General features: G+C 72.6%; 16 protein-coding genes. 6 read left to right on the forward strand and 10 right to left on the reverse strand.

The window, feature by feature from the left end; genetic code table 11:
- Window positions 1-8: 8 nt before the first annotated feature.
- The 4 genes from QSK00_RS03405 to dinB form a co-directional block, all read right to left on the reverse strand.
- Entirely contained in the window at window positions 9-1,055 is a 1,047-nt protein-coding gene (locus QSK00_RS03405) for an NADH:ubiquinone reductase (Na(+)-transporting) subunit F (RefSeq protein WP_285587506.1), read from the reverse strand.
- Between the two features lie 161 nt (window positions 1,056-1,216).
- Window positions 1,217-2,869 (reverse strand): ferritin family protein, encoded by a 1,653-nt coding sequence (locus QSK00_RS03410; protein ID WP_285587508.1) that lies wholly within the window; start codon window positions 2,867-2,869, stop codon window positions 1,217-1,219.
- 87 nt (window positions 2,870-2,956) lie between these two features.
- Window positions 2,957-3,880: an IclR family transcriptional regulator gene (locus QSK00_RS03415; protein ID WP_285587511.1), complete on the reverse strand. Its 924-nt coding sequence runs from the start codon at window positions 3,878-3,880 to the stop codon at window positions 2,957-2,959.
- 630 nt (window positions 3,881-4,510) lie between these two features.
- Window positions 4,511-5,782, reverse strand: coding sequence for a DNA polymerase IV (gene dinB / locus QSK00_RS03420; protein WP_285587514.1), 1,272 nt, complete (start codon window positions 5,780-5,782; stop codon window positions 4,511-4,513).
- A 38-nt stretch (window positions 5,783-5,820) separates the two neighbouring features.
- Here dinB and QSK00_RS03425 point away from each other — a divergent pair, with 38 nt between their 5' ends.
- The 5 genes from QSK00_RS03425 to QSK00_RS03445 all read left to right on the forward strand — a co-directional run bounded on the left by QSK00_RS03425 (window position 5,821) and on the right by QSK00_RS03445 (window position 10,335).
- On the forward strand, window positions 5,821-6,327 hold the full coding sequence (locus QSK00_RS03425) for a DUF2505 domain-containing protein (RefSeq protein ID WP_285587516.1): 507 nt from the start codon (window positions 5,821-5,823) through the stop codon (window positions 6,325-6,327).
- Complete coding sequence (locus tag QSK00_RS03430; protein WP_285587518.1) at window positions 6,327-7,439, forward strand: nuclease-related domain-containing protein; 1,113 nt, start codon at window positions 6,327-6,329, stop codon at window positions 7,437-7,439. The genes QSK00_RS03425 and QSK00_RS03430 overlap by 1 nt, the downstream gene beginning before the upstream one ends.
- Complete coding sequence (locus tag QSK00_RS03435; protein ID WP_285587521.1) at window positions 7,427-8,512, forward strand: spore photoproduct lyase family protein; 1,086 nt, start codon at window positions 7,427-7,429, stop codon at window positions 8,510-8,512. The genes QSK00_RS03430 and QSK00_RS03435 overlap by 13 nt, the downstream gene beginning before the upstream one ends.
- 1 nt (window position 8,513) lies before the next feature.
- Entirely contained in the window at window positions 8,514-9,668 is a 1,155-nt protein-coding gene (locus QSK00_RS03440; RefSeq protein WP_285587523.1) for an MFS transporter, read from the forward strand.
- 142 nt (window positions 9,669-9,810) lie between these two features.
- Window positions 9,811-10,335, forward strand: a complete 525-nt coding sequence (locus QSK00_RS03445) for a hypothetical protein (RefSeq protein ID WP_285587525.1) — start codon at window positions 9,811-9,813, stop codon at window positions 10,333-10,335.
- A 113-nt stretch (window positions 10,336-10,448) separates the two neighbouring features.
- On the opposite strand, the gene QSK00_RS03450 is transcribed toward QSK00_RS03445, so the two are convergent.
- Genes QSK00_RS03450 through QSK00_RS03460 form a run of 3 tightly spaced genes read right to left on the reverse strand, consistent with a single transcriptional unit; the run spans window position 10,449 to window position 12,642 of the window.
- Window positions 10,449-10,778: a TraR/DksA family transcriptional regulator gene (locus tag QSK00_RS03450; protein ID WP_285587527.1), complete on the reverse strand. Its 330-nt coding sequence runs from the start codon at window positions 10,776-10,778 to the stop codon at window positions 10,449-10,451.
- Window positions 10,775-11,725, reverse strand: a complete 951-nt coding sequence (locus QSK00_RS03455) for a diacylglycerol/lipid kinase family protein (RefSeq protein ID WP_285587530.1) — start codon at window positions 11,723-11,725, stop codon at window positions 10,775-10,777. Before QSK00_RS03455 ends, QSK00_RS03450 begins: the two co-directional genes overlap by 4 nt.
- Window positions 11,726-11,775: 50 nt before the next feature.
- Window positions 11,776-12,642, reverse strand: coding sequence for an SDR family oxidoreductase (locus QSK00_RS03460; RefSeq protein WP_285587533.1), 867 nt, complete (start codon window positions 12,640-12,642; stop codon window positions 11,776-11,778).
- Window positions 12,643-12,744: 102 nt separating this feature from the next.
- Between QSK00_RS03460 and QSK00_RS03465 the strand changes: the two genes are divergently transcribed.
- Window positions 12,745-13,131 carry a winged helix-turn-helix transcriptional regulator gene (locus tag QSK00_RS03465; protein WP_502872004.1) on the forward strand — a complete coding sequence of 129 codons (387 nt, stop codon included), beginning with the start codon at window positions 12,745-12,747 and terminating at the stop codon, window positions 13,129-13,131.
- On the opposite strand, the gene QSK00_RS03470 is transcribed toward QSK00_RS03465, so the two are convergent.
- The 3 genes from QSK00_RS03470 to QSK00_RS03480 all read right to left on the reverse strand — a co-directional run bounded on the left by QSK00_RS03470 (window position 13,098) and on the right by QSK00_RS03480 (window position 17,947).
- Window positions 13,098-14,315: a glycoside hydrolase family 88 protein gene (locus QSK00_RS03470; protein ID WP_285587535.1), complete on the reverse strand. Its 1,218-nt coding sequence runs from the start codon at window positions 14,313-14,315 to the stop codon at window positions 13,098-13,100. The genes QSK00_RS03465 and QSK00_RS03470 overlap by 34 nt on opposite strands.
- Window positions 14,316-14,459: 144 nt before the next feature.
- On the reverse strand, window positions 14,460-16,406 hold the full coding sequence (locus tag QSK00_RS03475; RefSeq protein WP_285587536.1) for a primary-amine oxidase: 1,947 nt from the start codon (window positions 16,404-16,406) through the stop codon (window positions 14,460-14,462).
- A complete protein-coding gene (locus tag QSK00_RS03480) occupies window positions 16,403-17,947 on the reverse strand; it encodes an APC family permease (protein ID WP_285587538.1) in 1,545 nt (514 codons plus the stop codon). The genes QSK00_RS03475 and QSK00_RS03480 overlap by 4 nt, the downstream gene beginning before the upstream one ends.
- Window positions 17,948-18,061 lie beyond the last annotated feature (114 nt).

Here is an 18,061-nt window from a genome sequence, read left to right on the forward strand (position 1 = left end):
GTGTCGCCCTATTCCTCCGGCTCTCCGGTGGTGGTGAACTTGTCGAAGAAGATGTTGCGCTCGTCGATCCCACGCTGGCTCAGGAGTGCGATGGCCGCGTCCACCATCGGCGGCGGCCCGCACACGTAGGCATCCCTTCCCTTCAGATCGGATTCCTCCGCACGGACCGCCTCGGTGACGAAGCCGGTGAGCCCGTCCCACCCCTCTCCCTCGTGATCGGAGAGCACGGGGATGTAGCGGAAGCCGGGGAGCTTGTTCTCGAGCTCGCGGAGTTCGTCCTCGAAACAGAGGTCGTCCTTCGTGCGGGCGCCGTAGTAGAGAACGGTGCGCCGGGTCGTCTCCTTCTCGACGAGACCGCGGAGCAGGCCGAGCAGCGGCGCCATCCCCGCGCCACCACCGACGAAGATGATGTCCGAGGTGCGGTTCTCCCGGAGGGTGCAGGTGCCGAACGGCGCCTCGACCTCGAGCTTGTCGCCCTCCTGCACCTCGTTCTTGAGGAACTGGGAGAACAGCCCGTCCGGGTAGATCTTGATGATGAACTCGAACACGCCCTCGCGGTTCGGTGTGTTCGCCATCGAGAACGACCGGCTCTCCCCGGAGTCCGGGAGGATGAAGTCCATGTACTGGCCGGGGAAGAACTTGATGTCGTCGCCGGCGACCTGGCGCACCACGAGGTGGCGCATGTCGTGGGTGACGGGCTCGTTCGACAGCACCTCGACCGTGCCCTTGCGGACGGGCAGGCCCGAGCGGAGGACCTCCTCGTCGTAGTTCAGGAGCTCGATGGTCAGGTCGTTGTAGGCGTGCGCCCGGCACAGCAGCGTCTGGCCGTCGTCACGCTCCATGTCCGGCAGCGCGAAGGTCGAGTAGCTGTCGAGCTCGATGTCGTCGACCTCGCCCTCGAGCACGAAGGACTTGCACGCCGCGCACTGCCCCTCCTTGCACCCGTGCATGAGCTGGACGCCCTGCTCGAACGCGGCGCGCAGGATCGTCTGGTCCTCGTCGACCTCGATCTCGATGCCCACCGGTTCGAAACGAACGAGGTGTTTGTCGCCCATCAATGAACTCCTGGGAAGAGAGCGGTTTCGAGCACAGATCGGCTGGGGCCGGAATTGCGTTTGACGAAAGGAGATGCCGCGGCGGAATCGTCACGCGGCGCGGCGGAGACCGCGGGGGGCCGGATCACCGACCCCCCGCGGGTTACTGCTGGTCCGTCAGATCAGGACGTCGCGCCGGCCGGACGGCCGGCCGGGCCCTGGGCGTTGTAGTCCGCCACGAACGCCTCGCGCTCCGAGTCGCTCATCTCGTTGAGGATGACGTTCGGGCTGGCCACGTGCGGCATGCGCCGCATGTGGTCGAGGGTCCACATCTTCTTCGGGTCGAGGTCCAGGTGCGGCTGCGCCGTGAGCGTCTTGCCGTCGTCGCGCACGAAGCCCATGTCCTGGATGACGTCGGCCCAGTTCCAGCCGTGGTACAGCGTCTCCCACTCGCGGTGGCCGACGAGCTTGCCCATGTTGGGCGTGTCGCGACCCTCGTAGGTGGGCCGGAACGCGACCGCGTCGGTCCAGCGGCAGGCCTCGTGGCAGTAGGTGCGCCACTGACCGTCCACCTTGTCGACGACCATGTCCTCACGCACCAGGCAGGGGACCATGCAGGTCCAGCAGCGGTGCGGGTACACGTAGTCGACGTCCTCGGCCACGATGGCGTGGTGGCCGTTCGGGCGCGAGAGCCGGTTGTAGTTCTCCCACCACTTGCCGTAGCGGTCGTACCAGCCCGGGTACTTGTACTCGAACCACTCGAAGTCCTCGTCGGTCATGCCGTCGATCCGCCAGTAGTTGGCGACCCAACCGGTGGCGAAGAACTGCGCGACCTCGTGGACGTAGCCCTTGTTCCAGATCTGGTTCCACGACTCCTCGATGAGGTCGTGGGGGATCACCAGGCCGTACTTCTCCAGCGGCAGGAGGTAGGCACGGTAGTAGTCGTCGTAGATCCACCGACGCCACATCTCCGCGTAGGACTCGCGGTCCTTGCGGCGGTCCTTCGTGCCGTACTCGATGAAGGTACCGATCGCGGCGTCCACGACGCGGTGGTTGTTCCACCACGCGTAGCGCAGGTCGCGCTCGAGGAGCTGGCGGTTGTCCTCGTCCGACAGCGCCATGAGCAGCGTGGCGTAGCCGTTCGAGATGTGGCGCGACTCGTCGGACTGGACCGAGTGGAACACCGTCGGCAGCAGGTAGTCACCGTTGGCGGCCGCCTCACCGGGCATGGCCACGAACAGGGTGTTCGTGAAGGCCGTCTCGGCGACGATCGTCAGGTAGATGCTGGCCGCGGTGATCGCGTCACCGGTGATGAAGCCCTCGGCGAACTGGCGGCCGATGGTGCCGCAGTAGTCCGAGTGGAAGTTCCGGAGGGTGTTGTTGAAGCCCGCCGGGTCGATGTAGTTGTTCATGTACAGGCGCTTGAGGTTCTGCTGGATCGTCGAGTGCCTGACCTCGTCGATCATCTGGATCGCCTGGCCGTTGTGCAGCTCCGGGTTGGGAACCGCCTGGAACAGCATCGGCATCGAGCGCGCCGCCGAGATCTCCGGCAACGGGATGATCGACAGGAACAGCTTCTGCCACTCCAGCCAGCGCTCCTGCACCTGGCGGAACATGTTGCCGCGGATCGCGCCGTCCGACGCGCCGTAGACGCGGCTGTCCTTCTCCTCCTCCATGGGGAAGTAGGAGCGGAGGACCTGCTTCAGCGGGTCCTTCTTGGCAGCCTTCTTGAAGGTGTAGTCCGTGCCGTATTTCATGTACGGCTCGTGGTACTGCGGCTCCCAGGAGAGTTCCTGGATTTTCTGGTGAGCCTTCGCCAAGCTCTGACGGCTCATGCTTTCCTCCTCGGAAAGTGCCTGATGTGTGTGTCCGGCGGGTGCCGGGTCCTGCTCGTCGGGACCACCCGGTGGTGGTCCCTGCCGCTACGCCGGCCTCACCTCCTCGTCGTCGGTCCGGGCGGCCGCGACCCGGGCCCGCCACTCGCGCATCGCGGTGGCGGCCACCTCCCGGACCGCGGTGGTCAGGGCTTCGCCGTCCTGGGCGAAGCGTCGGGCCGGGCTGGACACCGCGATGCTCGCGGCGACCCGCCCGTCGGGGGCGACGATCGGGGCGCCGACGCAGCAGAAGCCCTCGGCGAACTCCTCGCGGTCGACGGCGACGCCGTCCCGGCGCACCCGGGCGAACTCGCGCTCGAGCCCGGGCGTCGTGGTGATGGTGGTGGCGGTGAACGCCGTGCGGTCGGGCTGCGCGAGCAGCAGCTCCTCGATCTCCGAGGAGGTCGCGACCAGCGCCTTCGTCACGGCCAGGGCGTGGGCCTGGGCGACCGGGATGCGCTCGCGCAGGTCCGGGATGCGGGCCAGGCCCTGGTGGCCGCGGGCGTCGACGATGACGGTGGCGTCGCCGTCCCACCGGGCGAGGTAGGACCGCTGCCGGGTGCGCCAGTAGAGCTCGGTGACCGCGTCGGCCAGGCTCTCGGGGAGTTCGTAGCGGCTGACGGGGTCGTCCTCCCGACGCAGCGGCCGGAGCTCGTCCTCCGGGGCGTCGACGACCTCGAGCTCACGGACGGCGTCCTCGTCCACCGGCTCGTCGTCCGCGGTGCCCCACGGGTCGCCCCACGGCGGGACGTCGCTGAGGCGATAGACCCCGGTGTGACCGTCGCGGCGCGCGTAGCCCTCCTGGCACAGCGTGTTGAGCAGGTACCGCGCCGTGGCGGAGCTCTTGCCGATCTCGAGAGCCAGGCCGTCGGCGGTGACGCCGTCGTGGGCCGCGGCGAGGTAGCGCAGCGACGCGAGTGCCTCGGCGGCGGTCTTGAGGGACCGCCCACTGCCGCGGGTCTGCTCCGCCATGCGTGCCTCCTCCCGCCGATCGGTGCGGACGATGCGCCACGGAACGGGCCGTGGCGGAGGGCCCGTGGTGGTGGACCCGGTGGTGTCTGCGCCGGAGCGGTGCTCCTCGGTGAGACGTGAGCCACTGAACGCGCCGATCCCCCTGTGGTCAACATCACCGTTTGGATGTGCAGATGCTGCACATTGCCACCGAACCCGTGCAGGCGACCGTTAGCCGCAGGTCAGAGACGTGTGACGCGCCGCCGGGCGGGTATTCGGTCAGGTTCGTGTCTCAGAGGGAGACACAGGAGGACCGAGATCCCCCCGGTTTCGACGCCCCGCCACGAGGAGTACAGGAGACACGTTTCGCGGGCTCGGGACCTGCCCCACGTCACCCTCGCGCCGCAGCCGGGGCCGCCGTCTCTCGCGAGACGCACACCAGGCATGTTCCGGGCCTCCGGGACCTGCGCCACGTGACCCTCGCGGACGAGGGAGGCGGGACCGAGTGGGCCGACGCGCGGCCGCCCTCCCTCGAGGGTCACGTCAGGCAGCTTCAGCGGCCCGCGAACCTGCCCTACGTGACCCTCGCGGCGGGCCGGCGAGCCGGCGGGCCGCCGGGCCCGAGATGGCCCGACCCGTCGTCGGGAAGGGCTACTCGTGCTCGGGCAGGACCGGGACCGAGATGCCCGGGTCGCGGCCGAGCTGGGTCGCGCGCCCGACGGCGGCGGAGCCGAACCGGGCGCGGACGGCGTCGAGGGCGGAGTCGAGGGCGGCCGGGTCGCGCTCGGGCCCGCCGCCGGCGAGGGCGGTGTGCGGCTCGTCGCGCTCGTCGAGGGGCAGTTCGAGCTGCTCGCGGCCGTCGCGGTCGAGGTTGGCCAGCGACAGGCCGATGAGCGTGATGCCGCGCTGCAGGATCATCGACATCGACTCCTGCAGCAGCTCGCGGGCGGCGGCGTCGAGCGGGGCGGTGCGGTCGGTCGCGGTGCGCAGGGTGTGCGAGCGGGTGGCGCGCGTGAAGTCCCCGAACCGGAGCCGGAGCACGACCGTCCGGCACGTACGTCCGCCGTCGCGCAGCCGTCGGCCGAGCCGGTCGACGATGCCGGCGAGGATCGTGTCCAGCTCCTCCGGGCTGCGCCGACGGTTCCCGAGCGCGCGCTGCGAGCCGATCGAGCGGCGGGACACCCCCGGGGTCACGCGGCGCGGGTCGGAGAAGGTGGCGAGGGCGTGCAGGTGGTGTCCCGCGGCCGGGCCGAGCAGGGAGACCAGCGCCGCCTCCCCGAGGTCGGCCACGTCGGCGACCGTGTGGATCCCCAGCCCGTGCAGCTTCGCGGCCGTCACCTTCCCCACGCCCCAGAGCCGCTCGACCCGCAGCGGGTGCAGGAACTCGCGCTCGGCGTCGGGCTCCACCACGAGGAGCCCGTCGGGTTTGGCGACGCCGCTGGCCACCTTCGCGAGGAACTTCGTCCGCGCGACCCCGACCGTGATCGGCAGCCCCACCTCGGCCAGCACCCGGCCCCGGAGCCGCGCCGCGATGTCGCGCGGGCTCCCGACCAGCTTCGCGAGGCCCCCGACCTCCAGGAACGCCTCGTCGACCGACAGGCCCTCCACCAGCGGCGTGGTGTCCTTGAAGATCGCGAAGACGTCCTTCGACGCCGCGGAGTAGGCCTCCATCCGCGGAGGGACCACGATCGCCTCCGGGCACAGGGCCCGCGCCTGCCGCCCGTTCATCGCAGTGCGCACGCCCGCCCGCTTGGCCTCGTAGCTGCAGGCCAGCACCACCCCGCCGCCGACGAGGACGGGACGTCCCCGCAGGTCGGGGTCGTCGCGCTGCTCCACCGAGGCGTAGAAGGCGTCGAGGTCGGCGTGCAGGATCGTCGCCGTCGACGCGGAGGACCCCCGGCTCCCGACGCGCGCCTCCGACACGAGGTCCAGTGTGCCCCGGCCGGGCACAATGTCCTGATGTGACGACCCGTCTCCAGGCCGGCCGGGAGTACCCCCACCCCGTCGCCGCCTTCGCCCGGGCACTCGCCGACCCGGACTTCCACCGGGCCCGGCTCGACGCGGGTGGCGGCGGCGAGGTGGAGCGCCACGAGATGCACGGCTCGCGGCTGGAGGTGGTGGTGCGCCAACCGGTGCCCACCGGGCAGGTGCCGCCCGCGATCGGACGGCTGCTGACCGGCGGGCTGGTGCTGCGGCGCACGGAGCGGTGGCGGTTGTCCGACGACCGGTGCGAGGGCACGGTCGAGGTGAGCGTGCCCCGGGCACCGGTCCGGGCGGAGGGGACGATGTCGGTGGACGGCGTGGGCGGCGACGGCACGGCCTGCGTGCTCGACGTGGACGTGGCGATCACGGTGACGATCCCGTTCGCCGGCGCACTGGTCGAGGGTGCCGTGGCGGACGGGGTGCGGCAGCTGACGAGCGTCGAGCACGACAACATCACCCGCTGGCTCGACGGACGGGACTCCTGATGCCGGCGCGCCGCAACCGCCTCGGCCGGGGCGACAAGGTCGTGGTGATCTCCCCCTACGGCAGCCGCCTGGGCGACTACGACCTGGAGACCGGCGAGGTCAGCGACGTCCCGCCCGCCTTCCGGACGACGTTCGTCGCCGAGCTCGACGAGTGGCTGGCCGCGCACGGCCTCGACCCGTTCCCCGGCTTCGGCGAGGACGGCGCACCGCGCAGGGCCCCGTCCCGACGGCAGCGCGTCCGCGACACGCTGAGCTTCCCGCGGCCCCGGGGCGCCGCGACGCGGGAGGCACCGGCGGCGCGCGACGCCGAGCCGACCCGTCGTCCGGAACGGACCGCGTTGGAGGCGGGCGTGCCGACGCCCGCCGGCGGCTGGTCGGCCGACTCCGCCGACGGCTTCCGCTTCGACTCCTTCGACGACGGCGGGCCCCGGGCGGCCGGGCACGAGCGGACCGGGCAGCGCCCGGCCCGCGACTGGGTGGACCTCGCCCGGTACACCCCCGACCACGGGCTCGCCCGGCGCGCCGCGCTCGCCCGCCGGGAGGGACGGCGGGAGGAGGACGTCGCCCTGCGGCGGCAGGCCGACGCGCGCCTCGAGGTGGCGCAGTCGCTCAGCCGGGAACTCGCCGCGCCGGTGTCGACCCGCCTCGGACGTGCCGCGCGCTGGCGCATGCTGCACGGGATCGACCTCGTGGTCGGCCACGAGACCGTGGTCCTCGACCACCTGGTCATCTGCCCGGGCGGCGTGTTCGTGCTGGAGGACCGCCCGCAACCCGGCAGCAAGGTGCACGCCTCCAGCGACGGGCTCGAGGTGGACGGGCAGCACGTCGACCTCGCCCGCATCCGGACGCTGGCCGAGGAGGTCGCCGACCGGCTCGCCGAGGGGATCGCGCTCGCCGCGGGCTTCGAGGAGGTGCTCAACCCGCCGCCGGTCACGCCCGTCGTCGTGGTGGTGGGGGCGACGATCGTCAACCACAGCCGTCCGCGCGGGGTCATCGTCACGCGCGCCGGGGACCTGGGCCGGTCGCTGCGCAGCCGTGGCGACCGGCTGACGGCCGCGGCGATCGAGGAGACGTACGCGGTGGCGCGCCGGTCGGACACGTGGACGTCGTAGGCCCCGGCGACCTGGCCCGCGACCTCCTCGACGTCCGCACCGTCTGGGCCGAGCCCGCAGCGCTGTGCTCGATGCGCGGCCAGGAGGTGCTGGGGCGCTTCCCCGACGCCGAGGTCCGCGAGGTCGACTCGCACTGGGCGATCCCCGAGCTGCACGGCAACGCGGGGAACGTGTCGCGCTGGGTGCGGGTGAAGGCCGAGAACCTCGTGCTCGGGGAGAAGAAGTCGCTGACGGTGCGACCCAACGGGCGCTCCGCCGACTTCATCGCCCCGTCGTCGGCGAACGGCTGCGCCATGGCGTGCGCCTACTGCTACGTCCCGCGCCGCAAGGGCTACGCCAACCCGATCACGGTGTTCACCAACGTCGACGCGATCCTGCGGGCGGTCACGCGGCACCTGGGGCGGACCGGGCGCAAAGCGGAGCCGAACCAGTGCGACCCGGTCGACTGGGTCTACGACCTCGGGGAGAACTCCGACTGCTCGGTCGACGCGCTCGTCAGCGACGCGGTGGCCGACGCGGTCGCGCACTTCCGCGGGCTCGCCGGAGCGAAGGCCTCCTTCGCCACCAAGTTCGTCAACCGCGGCCTGCTCGACCTCGACCCGCAGGGCTCGACGCGTGTCCGCTTCTCGCTCATGCCGCCGGAGGACGCCCGGCTGCTCGACCTGCGGACCTCCTCGATCGACGACCGCATCGGGGCCATCGACGACTTCCTGACGGCGGGCTACGAGGTCCACCTGAACTTCTCCCCCGTCGTGCTGCGCGAGGGCTGGCAGCGGCGGTGGGCGACGCTGCTCGACGAGCTCTCCGACCGGCTCTCCCCCGCGGCCCGCGCACAGGCGGCGTGCGAGGTCATCCTGCTGACGCACAACGCGGGCCTGCACGAGGTGAACCTGGGCTGGCACCCCCGGGCCGAGGACGTGCTGTGGCGCCCCGAGGCGCAGGAGGCGAAGACGTCGCAGAACGGACAGGACAACGTGCGCTACCGGGTCGACGTCAAGCGCCGGGCCGTCGCCCGGATGCGGGAGCTGATCGACGTGCACGCGCCGTGGCTCACGGTCCGGTATGCCTTCTGACGTGCTCGTCGACCGCCGCGCCCGCGGGGCGGTCATGGCGCTCTTCGCGGTCAACGGCGCCACGTACAACTCGCTGGTCCCGCGCTTCCCCGCGCTGCGCGACGGCCTCGGGCTCTCCAACGCCGAGCTCGGCACCGCCATCGCCGCGTTCCCGGCGGCGGCGCTGGTGTTCGGGGTGCTCGCCGGGCCGCTGATCGCGCGGTTCGGCAGCGGACGGGTCGCTGCCGCGGTCTCGCTGCTCGGCGCGGTCCTGCTGCCGCTGGTGGCGCTCGCGCCGGGCTGGTGGGCGCTCGCGGCGGCCCTGTTCGTCCTCGGCCTCACCGACGCCTGGACCGACGCGGGGATGAACGCGCAGGGCCTTGTCGTCCAGGACCGCTACGGCCGCTCGATCATCAACGGGTTGCACGCGACGTGGAGTGTGGCGGCGGTCGGCGCGGGCCTGCTCGGGGCGGGCGCCGCGGGGCTGGGGGTGCCGATCGGGTGGCACCTCGGCGCGGTGGCGGTGGTCCTCGTCGTGACCTCCGCGGTGGCGTGGGTGTTCACGGTGCCGGACTCGGCCGGGCACGTCGACGCGGCCGCCGGTGTCGGGATGCGGTCCGTGCTGCGGTCCCGCCCGGCGGTGCTCGGGCTGCTCGCGATCGCCGGGCTCATGGTGTGCTCGGGCGCGGTCGAGGACTCCTCGGCCTCGTGGGGCGCGGTCTACCTGCGCGACGACCTCGGCGCCGGGGCGTTCGTCGCCGGCCTGCCCTTCGTCGCCTTCCAGGTCTTCATGACGGCGGGTCGGCTCGGCGGGGACCGGGTGGTCGACCGCTTCGGCGCGGTCCGGATCGCGCGGTTCGGAGCCCTCGTGGCGGCCGTGGCCCTGGCGGTCGCGCTGCTCGTGGCCCACCCGGTCGCGGCGGTCGCGGGCTGGGCCGTCGCGGGGCTCGGCGTCGCGACCCTCTTCCCGCTCGCCTTCGCGGCCGCCGGGACCGTGCCGGGGGTGCGACCGGGGGACGGCATCGCGGTGGTCGGGTTCCTCGCCCGGCTCGGGTTCCTCGTGACGCCGCCCGTGATCGGCGCGATCGCGGACGTCTCCTCGGTGGGCACGGGTCTGCTGCTCGTGCCCGTGGCAGCGCTGGGGGCGGCCGTGCTGGCCCGGTCGTTGCGGGCCTGACCTCTCGTGGTCCTCCCCCGTGACAGGAAAGCGTCGTTGCTGTCAACCAGTGGCAGGTTCGCCGCATCCTCCCGCTGCCCCACTGCGTCACTGCTGGCACTCGGTCGCAGCAGAGCCACACCGTCGCGGCAGACTCGCCGTCGTGACCCCCGACGAGGCCGCCGCCGCGCTCATCGCCACCCCGGGTGACCTCGACGAGACGGTCGCCGGCCTCCCGGGCGCGCCCGGGCTGTACGCGTGGTGGACCACCGTGCCGCTCGGCCTGGGCGGCGCGGTCCACGACGGCCGGACGCTGCTCGACGTCGGCGCCGCGCGCATGCTGCGCAACCGCGTCCGTCGTCAGGACCTCTACCGCACCGGCGTGTCACGCCTCCGCCGCGTGCTGGCAGGCCTGCTGCTCGACGACCTGTCGCTCGCCCCCACCTGGGCCGCCGACGTCGTGCTGCCGAAGGCCGACGAGGAACGACTCACCGGCTGGATGCGCGAGCGGGTGCTGCTCACCGCCCTTCCCGACGACGACGCCGCGGACCTGGTCGGGCCGGTCGCGGCTCGGCTCGGGGAGACCGCGATGGCGTCGGAGGCGGCGGCCCGGGCGGAGGAGCGGTTCGTCGCCGCACCGGGCGCGAAGCCCGTCCGCCCGGCCGGCGAGGTGTTCCGACGCCCCTGACGGAGCCGGACTCCCTGGCTCTGGGTGCCAGCAGTGACGCATTGCGTGCGTCACGACGATGCGGCGAACCTGCCACTGGATGACAGCAACGACGCTTTCCTGCCACGGCGGGGTCAGGCGTGCCGCACACACCGCCGCGCAGCCGGCCGGGCCTCGAGGCGCTCGCCCGGGATCGGGCGGCCGCACACCTCGCAGATCCCGTAGGTGCCGGCGTCGAGACGGGCGAACGCTGCGTCGACCTCGGCCAGGTCGGCGCGGGCCCGGGCGAGCAGGGCCTGGGCCTGAGCGCGGTCGTAGGCGATCGTCTGGCCCTCGGGGTCGTGCTCGTCGTCGCCCGAGCTCGACGACGCGGTCTCGACGATGTTCGCGATCTGCGCCTCGAGCGCCACGATCCGGGCGCGGGCCTCGTCGCGGGCGAGCCCGAGGTCGTCGGCGGCGCTCACCGCACCGTCGCGAGGGCGCCGGGGACCAGTTCGATCGCCACCGAGGTGTCGCCGGGCAGCGTGATCACCTCGCCGTCGAGCTGCAGCGGGAGCTCGCCGAACGTGCGGAAGCGCAGGTGCCGGGCGCTGGGCTGCCAGCCCAGGCCCTTCCACGCGGCGCGCAGGCCGGTGAACAGCAGCCGGATGCGGCCGCGGTGCGGGATCGACACGATCTCGAAGCGGCCGTCGGCGGGGTCGCCCTCGGACAGGCGCGCGTACTTGGCCATCTCCGACAGGTTCGCGACGATCAGGCTGTCGTAGCGGTGCAGCCCCAGGTAGTCGCCAACGCCCACCCCGTCGCGGGACTCGCCCTCGAACGCCTCCAGCTCGATCTCGAACGGGCTGAAACGCAGGAACTCCCGGAACGTCGTCACCAGCTCACGCAGCGACCCCTTGCCGCCCCGCTCCAGGGCGAGCGCGACGACCGGGGTGATGCCGAGCCCGATGTAGGAGTGCGCGTACCGGGGCCGGTTCGACCCGATCGTCAGCCGCAGCACGTCGAGGTACTCCACGGTGCCCTCGGCGATCGCCTCCGCCAGCGGTCGCTTCCGCGTGACGCGGCGGTGGTCGTTCGCGTTGCCCGCCGACGTGACGGCAACGACGGTGCCGGTGCGCCGGCCGTCGCCACCGGCCATCGCACCGTCGACCACCTCGTTGTAGCCGCCGTCGCCGGACACCGAGACCACCAACGGCTTGTGGGTGCGGGCCGCGCTCTCGGCGATCGTCCGGGCGTGGCCGGCGTACTCGGTGGGGACGAGGTCGACGTCCAGACCGGGACACAGCCCGCGCAGCTCGCGCGCGAGCGTGTGGGCCTTGCCCTCGCCGCCGCCGGTGCTGTTCGGGTTGTAGACGAGCAGCACGCTGCGGAACGGCGGGGCGTCGGGAACCGGACCGGGCGCGGCGGACACGAACCGGACAGTACCGCCGCCTCCGGCTCCACGACGGAGGAACGCCCTGGTCAGGGGGTGACGAGCGCCGCCCGGACCGCCTGCTCCACCACCTGCGCCCACGGCTGCGCCGGACGGCCCAGCAGCCGGGCGAGGTCGTCGCCGGGAACGGTGAGCAGGCCCGCCGCCGCGCCCCGGTCGCTGTCGGCGAGCATCGCCGCGACCTCTTCGGGCAGACCCACCCCCGTCAGCGCCGCCGCGTAGTCCGCGGCGGGCAGATCCGTGTAGGTCACCGGGCGGCCCGCCGCCCGGCCGATCTCCGCGGCCAGCTCGCCGCGGGTGAACCCGGGAGCCCCGAGCTCGAGGACGTCGCCCGCCGACGCGCCGCCGGTCAGCGTGGCGACGGCGGCCTCGGCGAAGTCGGCCCGGGTGGCGGCGTCGAAGCGGCCCTCCCCGGAGGCACCGATCATCCCGTGCTCGATCGTCGCCGGGAGCGCGCCGAGGAAGTTCTCGACGTACCAGCCGTTGCGCAGCAGCACGGTCGGCAGGCCCGCCTCGGCGAGCAGCCGCTCGGTCGCGGCGTGCTCGGGGGCGAGGACCAGATCGGAGGTCTGCGCGTGCAGGATGCTCGTGTAGGCCACGAGCTCGACGCCGCCGGCGGTCACGAGAGCGTCCACGACGTTGCGGTGCTGCGGGAGGCGCGCGCCGTTCTCGCTGCCCGACACGAACAGCACCCGGGTGGCGCCCGCGAACGCCGCCCGCAGGGAGTCCGGGTCGGTGTAGTCCGCGTGGCGGACGTCGACGCCGCGAACCGCGAGGTCCTCGAGCGCCTCGATCCGGCGTCCGGTCGCGCGGACCTGGTCGGCGGGCACCCGCGTGAGCAGGGACTCGACGGCGAGACGGCCCAGGGCTCCGGTGGCTCCGGTGATCACGTACACGGCTTCTCCTTCGGGAGGCGGGTTCACTGCCTCGGCCAACCCGCCCCGACCTCCGCCACTTCCCATCGGAGAGTGAGCACCTTGAAGTGCTGTAGGTACCTGATGGATAGTGAGCTGGTGGAGGCCGACCCGTTCGACGCGAACTGCCCGAGCCGTCAGGTGCTGGACCGGATCGGGGACCGGTGGAGCGTCCTCGTCGTGAGCACGCTCGCGGCGGGCACGCTGCGCCACGGCGAGATCGCCGGCCGCATCGGCGGCATCACCCCGAAGATGCTCACGCAGACCCTGCGCGGCCTCGAGCGCGACGGGCTGGTGCGCCGCACGGTGTACGCGGAGGTGCCGCCGCGGGTGGAGTACGCGCTCACCGGCCTCGGCCGCGACCTCGTCGGGCTCGTCCAGCAGCTCACGCGCTGGGCGGAGGTCCACATTCCCGACGTCGAGGCGGCGCGGGCGGACTACGACGCGCGACCGACCGCCTCGAGGAAGTAGTAGTCGGCGTAGACTATCCCGACGTCGACCTCGCTGTCCTGCGGCTTCCCGCCGACGGCGTGCGCGAGCAGGGCGGGGCCGTCCGGGGCGACGTCGCGCGTGGCCAGCTCGTCGAGGGTCTCCAGCGCGACCTGCCGGTAGCGGGCGTCGCCGGTCTGTGCCGCGAGGTCGAGCAGCCCGGACGCGGCGACGGCGGCCGCGCTGGTGTCCCGCTCCTCGTTCGGCCTCGAGAAGTCCCACGACGGGACGCGCGCGCCCGGCGCGGTGTGCGCGAGCCACCAGTCGGCGGCCTTCCGCGCCGCCGCCAGCAGCTCCGGGTTCCCGGCCGCGCGGGCCTGCGCGGCGAACCCGTGGATCGCCCAGCCCTGCCCGCGGCTCCAGGTCGAGTCCGGGTCGGCGCCCTGCCAGGTGTCGCGCTTGACGAGCTGTCCCGACGACGGGTCGAACACCGCCACGTGCGCGATGCTCCCGTCGGGGCGCATGTTGGTCGTCGACGCCGTGAGCGCGTGCTGGGTCGCGATGTCCTTCCAGGCCGGGTCGCCGCCCGGCAGGGCCGCCGCCCGGTCGAGCAGCGGCAGGTTCATCACCGTGTCAATGATGACCGGGAAGCGCCAGGACCCGCGCTTGTCGTCGTCGCCCTCGGTGTCCCAGCTCTTGATCGCCTTCACGGACGGCGAGTACCGGGTGGCGAGCGACCGGGCGGCGGTGACGATCTGCTCGGCCCCGCGGCCGGTCTGGTCCAGCGCGGCGCCGTAGCTGTCGTCGACCACGAAGCCGAGATCGTGGGTATCGGTGCGCGTGACCTGCCCGGCGATCGGGTCGGTCCAGCGCTGCGCCCGGGCCACCCAGGCCGGGTCCCGCGTCATCGTGTGCGCGAGCCACAGCTCGCCAGGGAAGAAGCCGGAGGTCCAGTCGTCGACCGGCTTCGTCGTCCACGTGCTCTTCCCCGCGTCCACGGAGCGCGGGTAGCCGGCCGCCGGGTCGAGGCGGTCAGCGCTCGCCGCGAGCCGCTCCCAGGCCGTCGGCAGCACGCGGGTCACGGCCGGGGACAGCACGTCGTTGCTGCTCGGAGCGGGCGTCGACACCGGAACGGACACCGGAGCGGACGACGGCGCCGGCACCGACCCGGCGTCGGGGGAGCCGCAGCCGACCAGCAGCACCCCGGCGAGAACCACTCCTGCCACACCCGTCACACGCCCAGCGTGCCCGCCCCCGACCCCCATGACGCGGGACCGTAGCCCGAACGGGCGATCCCCGGAACGAGCGAACGGCACTCTCGTGCACATCGATGCGGTGAGAGTGCCGCTCGTTCGGAGTGGGGCGCCCCCCTAGTGGCAGGCCTCCCCGTGCGGCGCGCCGGCCGGGAGGTCCAGCGCCGGGTTGCCGTCGAAGAAGCCGGACGGGCGGAGCATGAAGCCGATCGTCGACACCGGCATCACCGGCCAGTCCTCGGGCCGCACCACGTGGTGGGCGCCGAACGTGTACCAGACGACGACGTCGGCGCCCTCGAGCGGACGGTCGCCCTCGAGGTAGTGCGGCAGCCCCGTCCCGACCGGCGCCTGCAGCGGGTAGTCGCCCGCGGCGAAGCGCTGGGAGGGGTCGTGGGCGGTGACCCAGACGGTGTGCTCGGTGAACCCGGAGCGCGGCGCGAAGACCGCCTCCGGCGAGTACATCGGCGGCACCGTCGAGCCCGGCATGAGGGCGTAGGCCGTCGGCGCGCCGGTCGGGCCGGTCTCGGTGGCGCTCTCGATCTTCCAGAAGCGCGCCCGCTCCGGGGCCGTGTCCCGGGCGCCCTGCGCCTCGGAGGCGACGGGCGTCCGGGTCGTCACCCACGCGTTCCCGTGCGGGTTGGCCGGCCCGGGCGGCGAGGGCATGGAGTCGATCTCGGTGACCGTGTTCGCCGCCCCGTCGACGGTCATGTCGAGGCGCACGCAGAAGAAGTGCTGGTGGTGCGGGCCGTAGAGGCCGGGGGCGAGCAGGACCCCGTGCTCCGGGGTCTCGCCGACCGGGATCGACCCGGTGGACAACACCCCGGAGAGCTTCACCTCGTACTCGATCATGCCGTCGTTGTAGAGGTACCAGAAGTAGCCGTACTCGTAGTTCCCGACGGTGACGATCGAGGAGATGACGAGGCGCCGGCGGCGGCGGACCTCGACCTTCTCGGTGCGGAAGTCGGTGTGCTTCCACGCGATCCCGGTGTCCTCCTCGTGCATGCAGATCGCGTTCGGGATGACGACGGCGCCACCGTCCTGGTCGTTGACGACCCCGTCGAAGTACCGGATGTGCCCGACGCAGTCGCAGCCCAGGGTCAGCGGGTTCGCGAGCCAGCCGACGCCGTACTCGCCCTGGTCGAACACGTTCTTGAAGCGGTGGGTGGGCGCGGGGTCGCCGTAGGGCACGTACATCTCGGCGAGCGAGGCGCGGTGCAGGATCGGACGCCGGGTGCCGCGGTCGTCGTAGGAGACGTCGTGCAGGACGAGGCCCTCCCGCGGGGTGAAGCCGATCCGCAGGTGCCACTTCTGCCAGGACACGGCGTGGCCCTCGACGGTGAAGCTCGGCCCCTCGGGCTGGGTGATCTCGATCGGCTTGACGTCGTCGCGGATCGTCTCGACCCGCGGCACGTTCGCCGGGTCGTGGATCCACGGCTGCTCGTAGTTGGCGGGCTGTGGCGGCAGGTCGACGATCCCGTGGTCCTCGACATCCACCACCTCGCGCCGGTCGAGGTCCACGGTGACGATCAGGCCGTCGACCGGGCGGGCGTAGCCGTGCTCCCCGGGGGCGGACCGCATCCAGGTCAGCGGCCGGACGATGCGCCGCTCCGTGGGGTCGTCCGCCGGCCCGGTCCACGACGACGCCCAGGGGTCGATCATCGCGAGGTCGAACTGCTCGATCCCGCGCCGCCGCATCGCCTCCTGCCAGCGCGGGTCGGCACGGACGATGTCCTCGGTCGCGAAGAACTCCTCGGCCATGATCGGCGCCTGCACGCCCGGCCGCGGGACCCAGGCGACGAGCGACCGGTCGGTCAGGGAGACGACCGCCTCGTAGAGCGTCCGCTCGGACCGCTCGTAGACGACCAGCTCGGCCTCGCGGGGCAGGTCCCGGCCGCTGGCGAGGTCCGCCTTCGACGGCTCGTGGAGGTGGATGAACACGAAGCGGGCGGTCGGGCCGAGCCCCCGCGCCTCCTTGAGGATCGCCGCCGCCGCCGACACCTCGTCGGCGGTCAGCGGCTCGAGCGGGTGGGCGACGGAGACCTGGGGTTCGTCCAGTGCGGTCATCGGGCGACCTCCTGCGGGGCGTCGAGCTCGGGGTCGGACAGGGAGAAGTGGCCGAGTCCCGCGTACACGTCGGGCCGCCTCGACCGCAGGACCAGGGCGATGACGACGCCGACCGCGAAGATCACCACGGGCACGTAGGGCAGCAGGGTGATGAACGGGACGCCGTCCGCCGCGGCGAGCTCGGCGCGGTTGTCGACCAGCAGGTAGCACGCGCCGACCATGGCCACGCACCCCACGACGGGCGCGACCAGTGTCGTCAGGACGTTGAAGCCGTCGCGGGCCGTCGTCAGGAAGTAGCGCACGATCGCGACGCAGACCAGCGCCTGGACGGCGAGGATGCCGAGCACCCCGAGCAGCGGCGACCAGGTGCCGAGCTTGGTCAGCGCGGCCTCGGTCGAGGGGTCGTAGAGGGTGAAGCCGAGCATGTAGAGCGCGACGATCGCCGTCGTCGTCATGGCCGCGACGCCGGGCCCGTGGTGCTTCGAGGTCCGGGCGAGCACCCGCGGCAGGACGCCCTCGCGGCCGAGCGCGAACAGGTAGCGCGCCGAGGTGTTGTAGAACGCCATGGCGCACGCGAACGAGCTGGTGACCGCCAGGATCTCGATGATCACGGTCAGCCAGCCACCGACGAAGCGGTCCGAGAGCGGGTAGAACGCCGACGCGTACGTGCCGTTCAGCTGGTCCGACACGGCCTGGACGCTGCCGGTGAGCCCCCAGCCGGTGACGAAGGCGTACGAGACGAACATGTAGAAGATGCCGAGCCCGATGACCGACCCGTAGGTCGCGATCGACGCGATCTTGTGCGGGTCGCGGGACTCCTCGGCGTAGTTCGGGGCCATCTCGAAGCCGACCCAGGACCAGAAGGCCGCGAACAGGGCGATGCCGGCCGCCGTCGTCCCGAAGATCTGCAGGGCGCCGGCGTTGCCGAACACCTGCGAGGGGTCGAACGGTGCGGCCGAGAAGCCCTCGGCGCCACCGGACACGAAGATCGCCAGCGAGAGGACGATCAGGGCGAGCACCTCGGCGACGAGCATGACGCCGAGGACCTTCGCGGTGAGCTCGATGTGGAACCAGGCGAGCAGGCTCATGATCGCGAGGCCCAGCGCCATGTACAGCCAGGCCGGCAGCGCGAGGCCGGTGAACGTCTCGACGGTCGACGCCGCGAAGTACCCCATGACGCCGATGACGGCACCCACGAAGATCATGTAGCAGAGCGCGATGAGCAACCCGGAACCGACGCCCACCACGCGGCCGAGCCCCCGGCTGACGAACGTGTAGAAGCCCCCCGCGCTCGTCACCCGCTTCGACATCGCGATGTAGCCGACCGAGAAGATCGTGAGCGCGATCGTGGCGATCCCGAACGCCGCCGGCGCGGCCCAGCCGCCGCCGTTCACGGCGACCGGGACGTTGAACAGCATGGCGGTCAGGGGCGCGGCGCCGGTGACGATGCAGAAGAGGACCGAGGGCAGGCCGAGCGCGTTGTCGGCGAGGCGGCCGTGCGAGGTCTCGGGTGGCGCTGTGGGCGGAGCGGTGGCGGTCATCGAGTTCCTTCGAGCCGGGGCGGGGGCCCGTCCACTCTCAGAAGGTCATGTGTCGTCCAGGTGACCGACGTGCTAAGCCGCACCTCGCTGACCTGCGCGAACAGGACGATCCGG

The sequence above is a fragment of the Actinomycetospora sp. NBRC 106378 genome (assembly GCF_030269685.1).
In the GTDB taxonomy this organism is placed as follows: Bacteria; Actinomycetota; Actinomycetes; order Mycobacteriales; family Pseudonocardiaceae; genus Actinomycetospora.

Coding starts and splice junctions, on each gene's coding strand:
- QSK00_RS03480 (WP_285587538.1), bottom strand. CDS start 17,947: ATGACCGCCACCGCTCCGCCCACAGCGCCACCCGAGACCTCGCACGGC.
- QSK00_RS03465 (WP_502872004.1), top strand. CDS start 12,745: ATGGATAGTGAGCTGGTGGAGGCCGACCCGTTCGACGCGAACTGCCCG.
- QSK00_RS03430 (WP_285587518.1), top strand. CDS start 6,327: ATGCCGGCGCGCCGCAACCGCCTCGGCCGGGGCGACAAGGTCGTGGTG.
- QSK00_RS03410 (WP_285587508.1), bottom strand. CDS start 2,869: ATGAGCCGTCAGAGCTTGGCGAAGGCTCACCAGAAAATCCAGGAACTC.
- QSK00_RS03415 (WP_285587511.1), bottom strand. CDS start 3,880: ATGGCGGAGCAGACCCGCGGCAGTGGGCGGTCCCTCAAGACCGCCGCC.
- QSK00_RS03475 (WP_285587536.1), bottom strand. CDS start 16,406: ATGACCGCACTGGACGAACCCCAGGTCTCCGTCGCCCACCCGCTCGAG.
- QSK00_RS03405 (WP_285587506.1), bottom strand. CDS start 1,055: ATGGGCGACAAACACCTCGTTCGTTTCGAACCGGTGGGCATCGAGATC.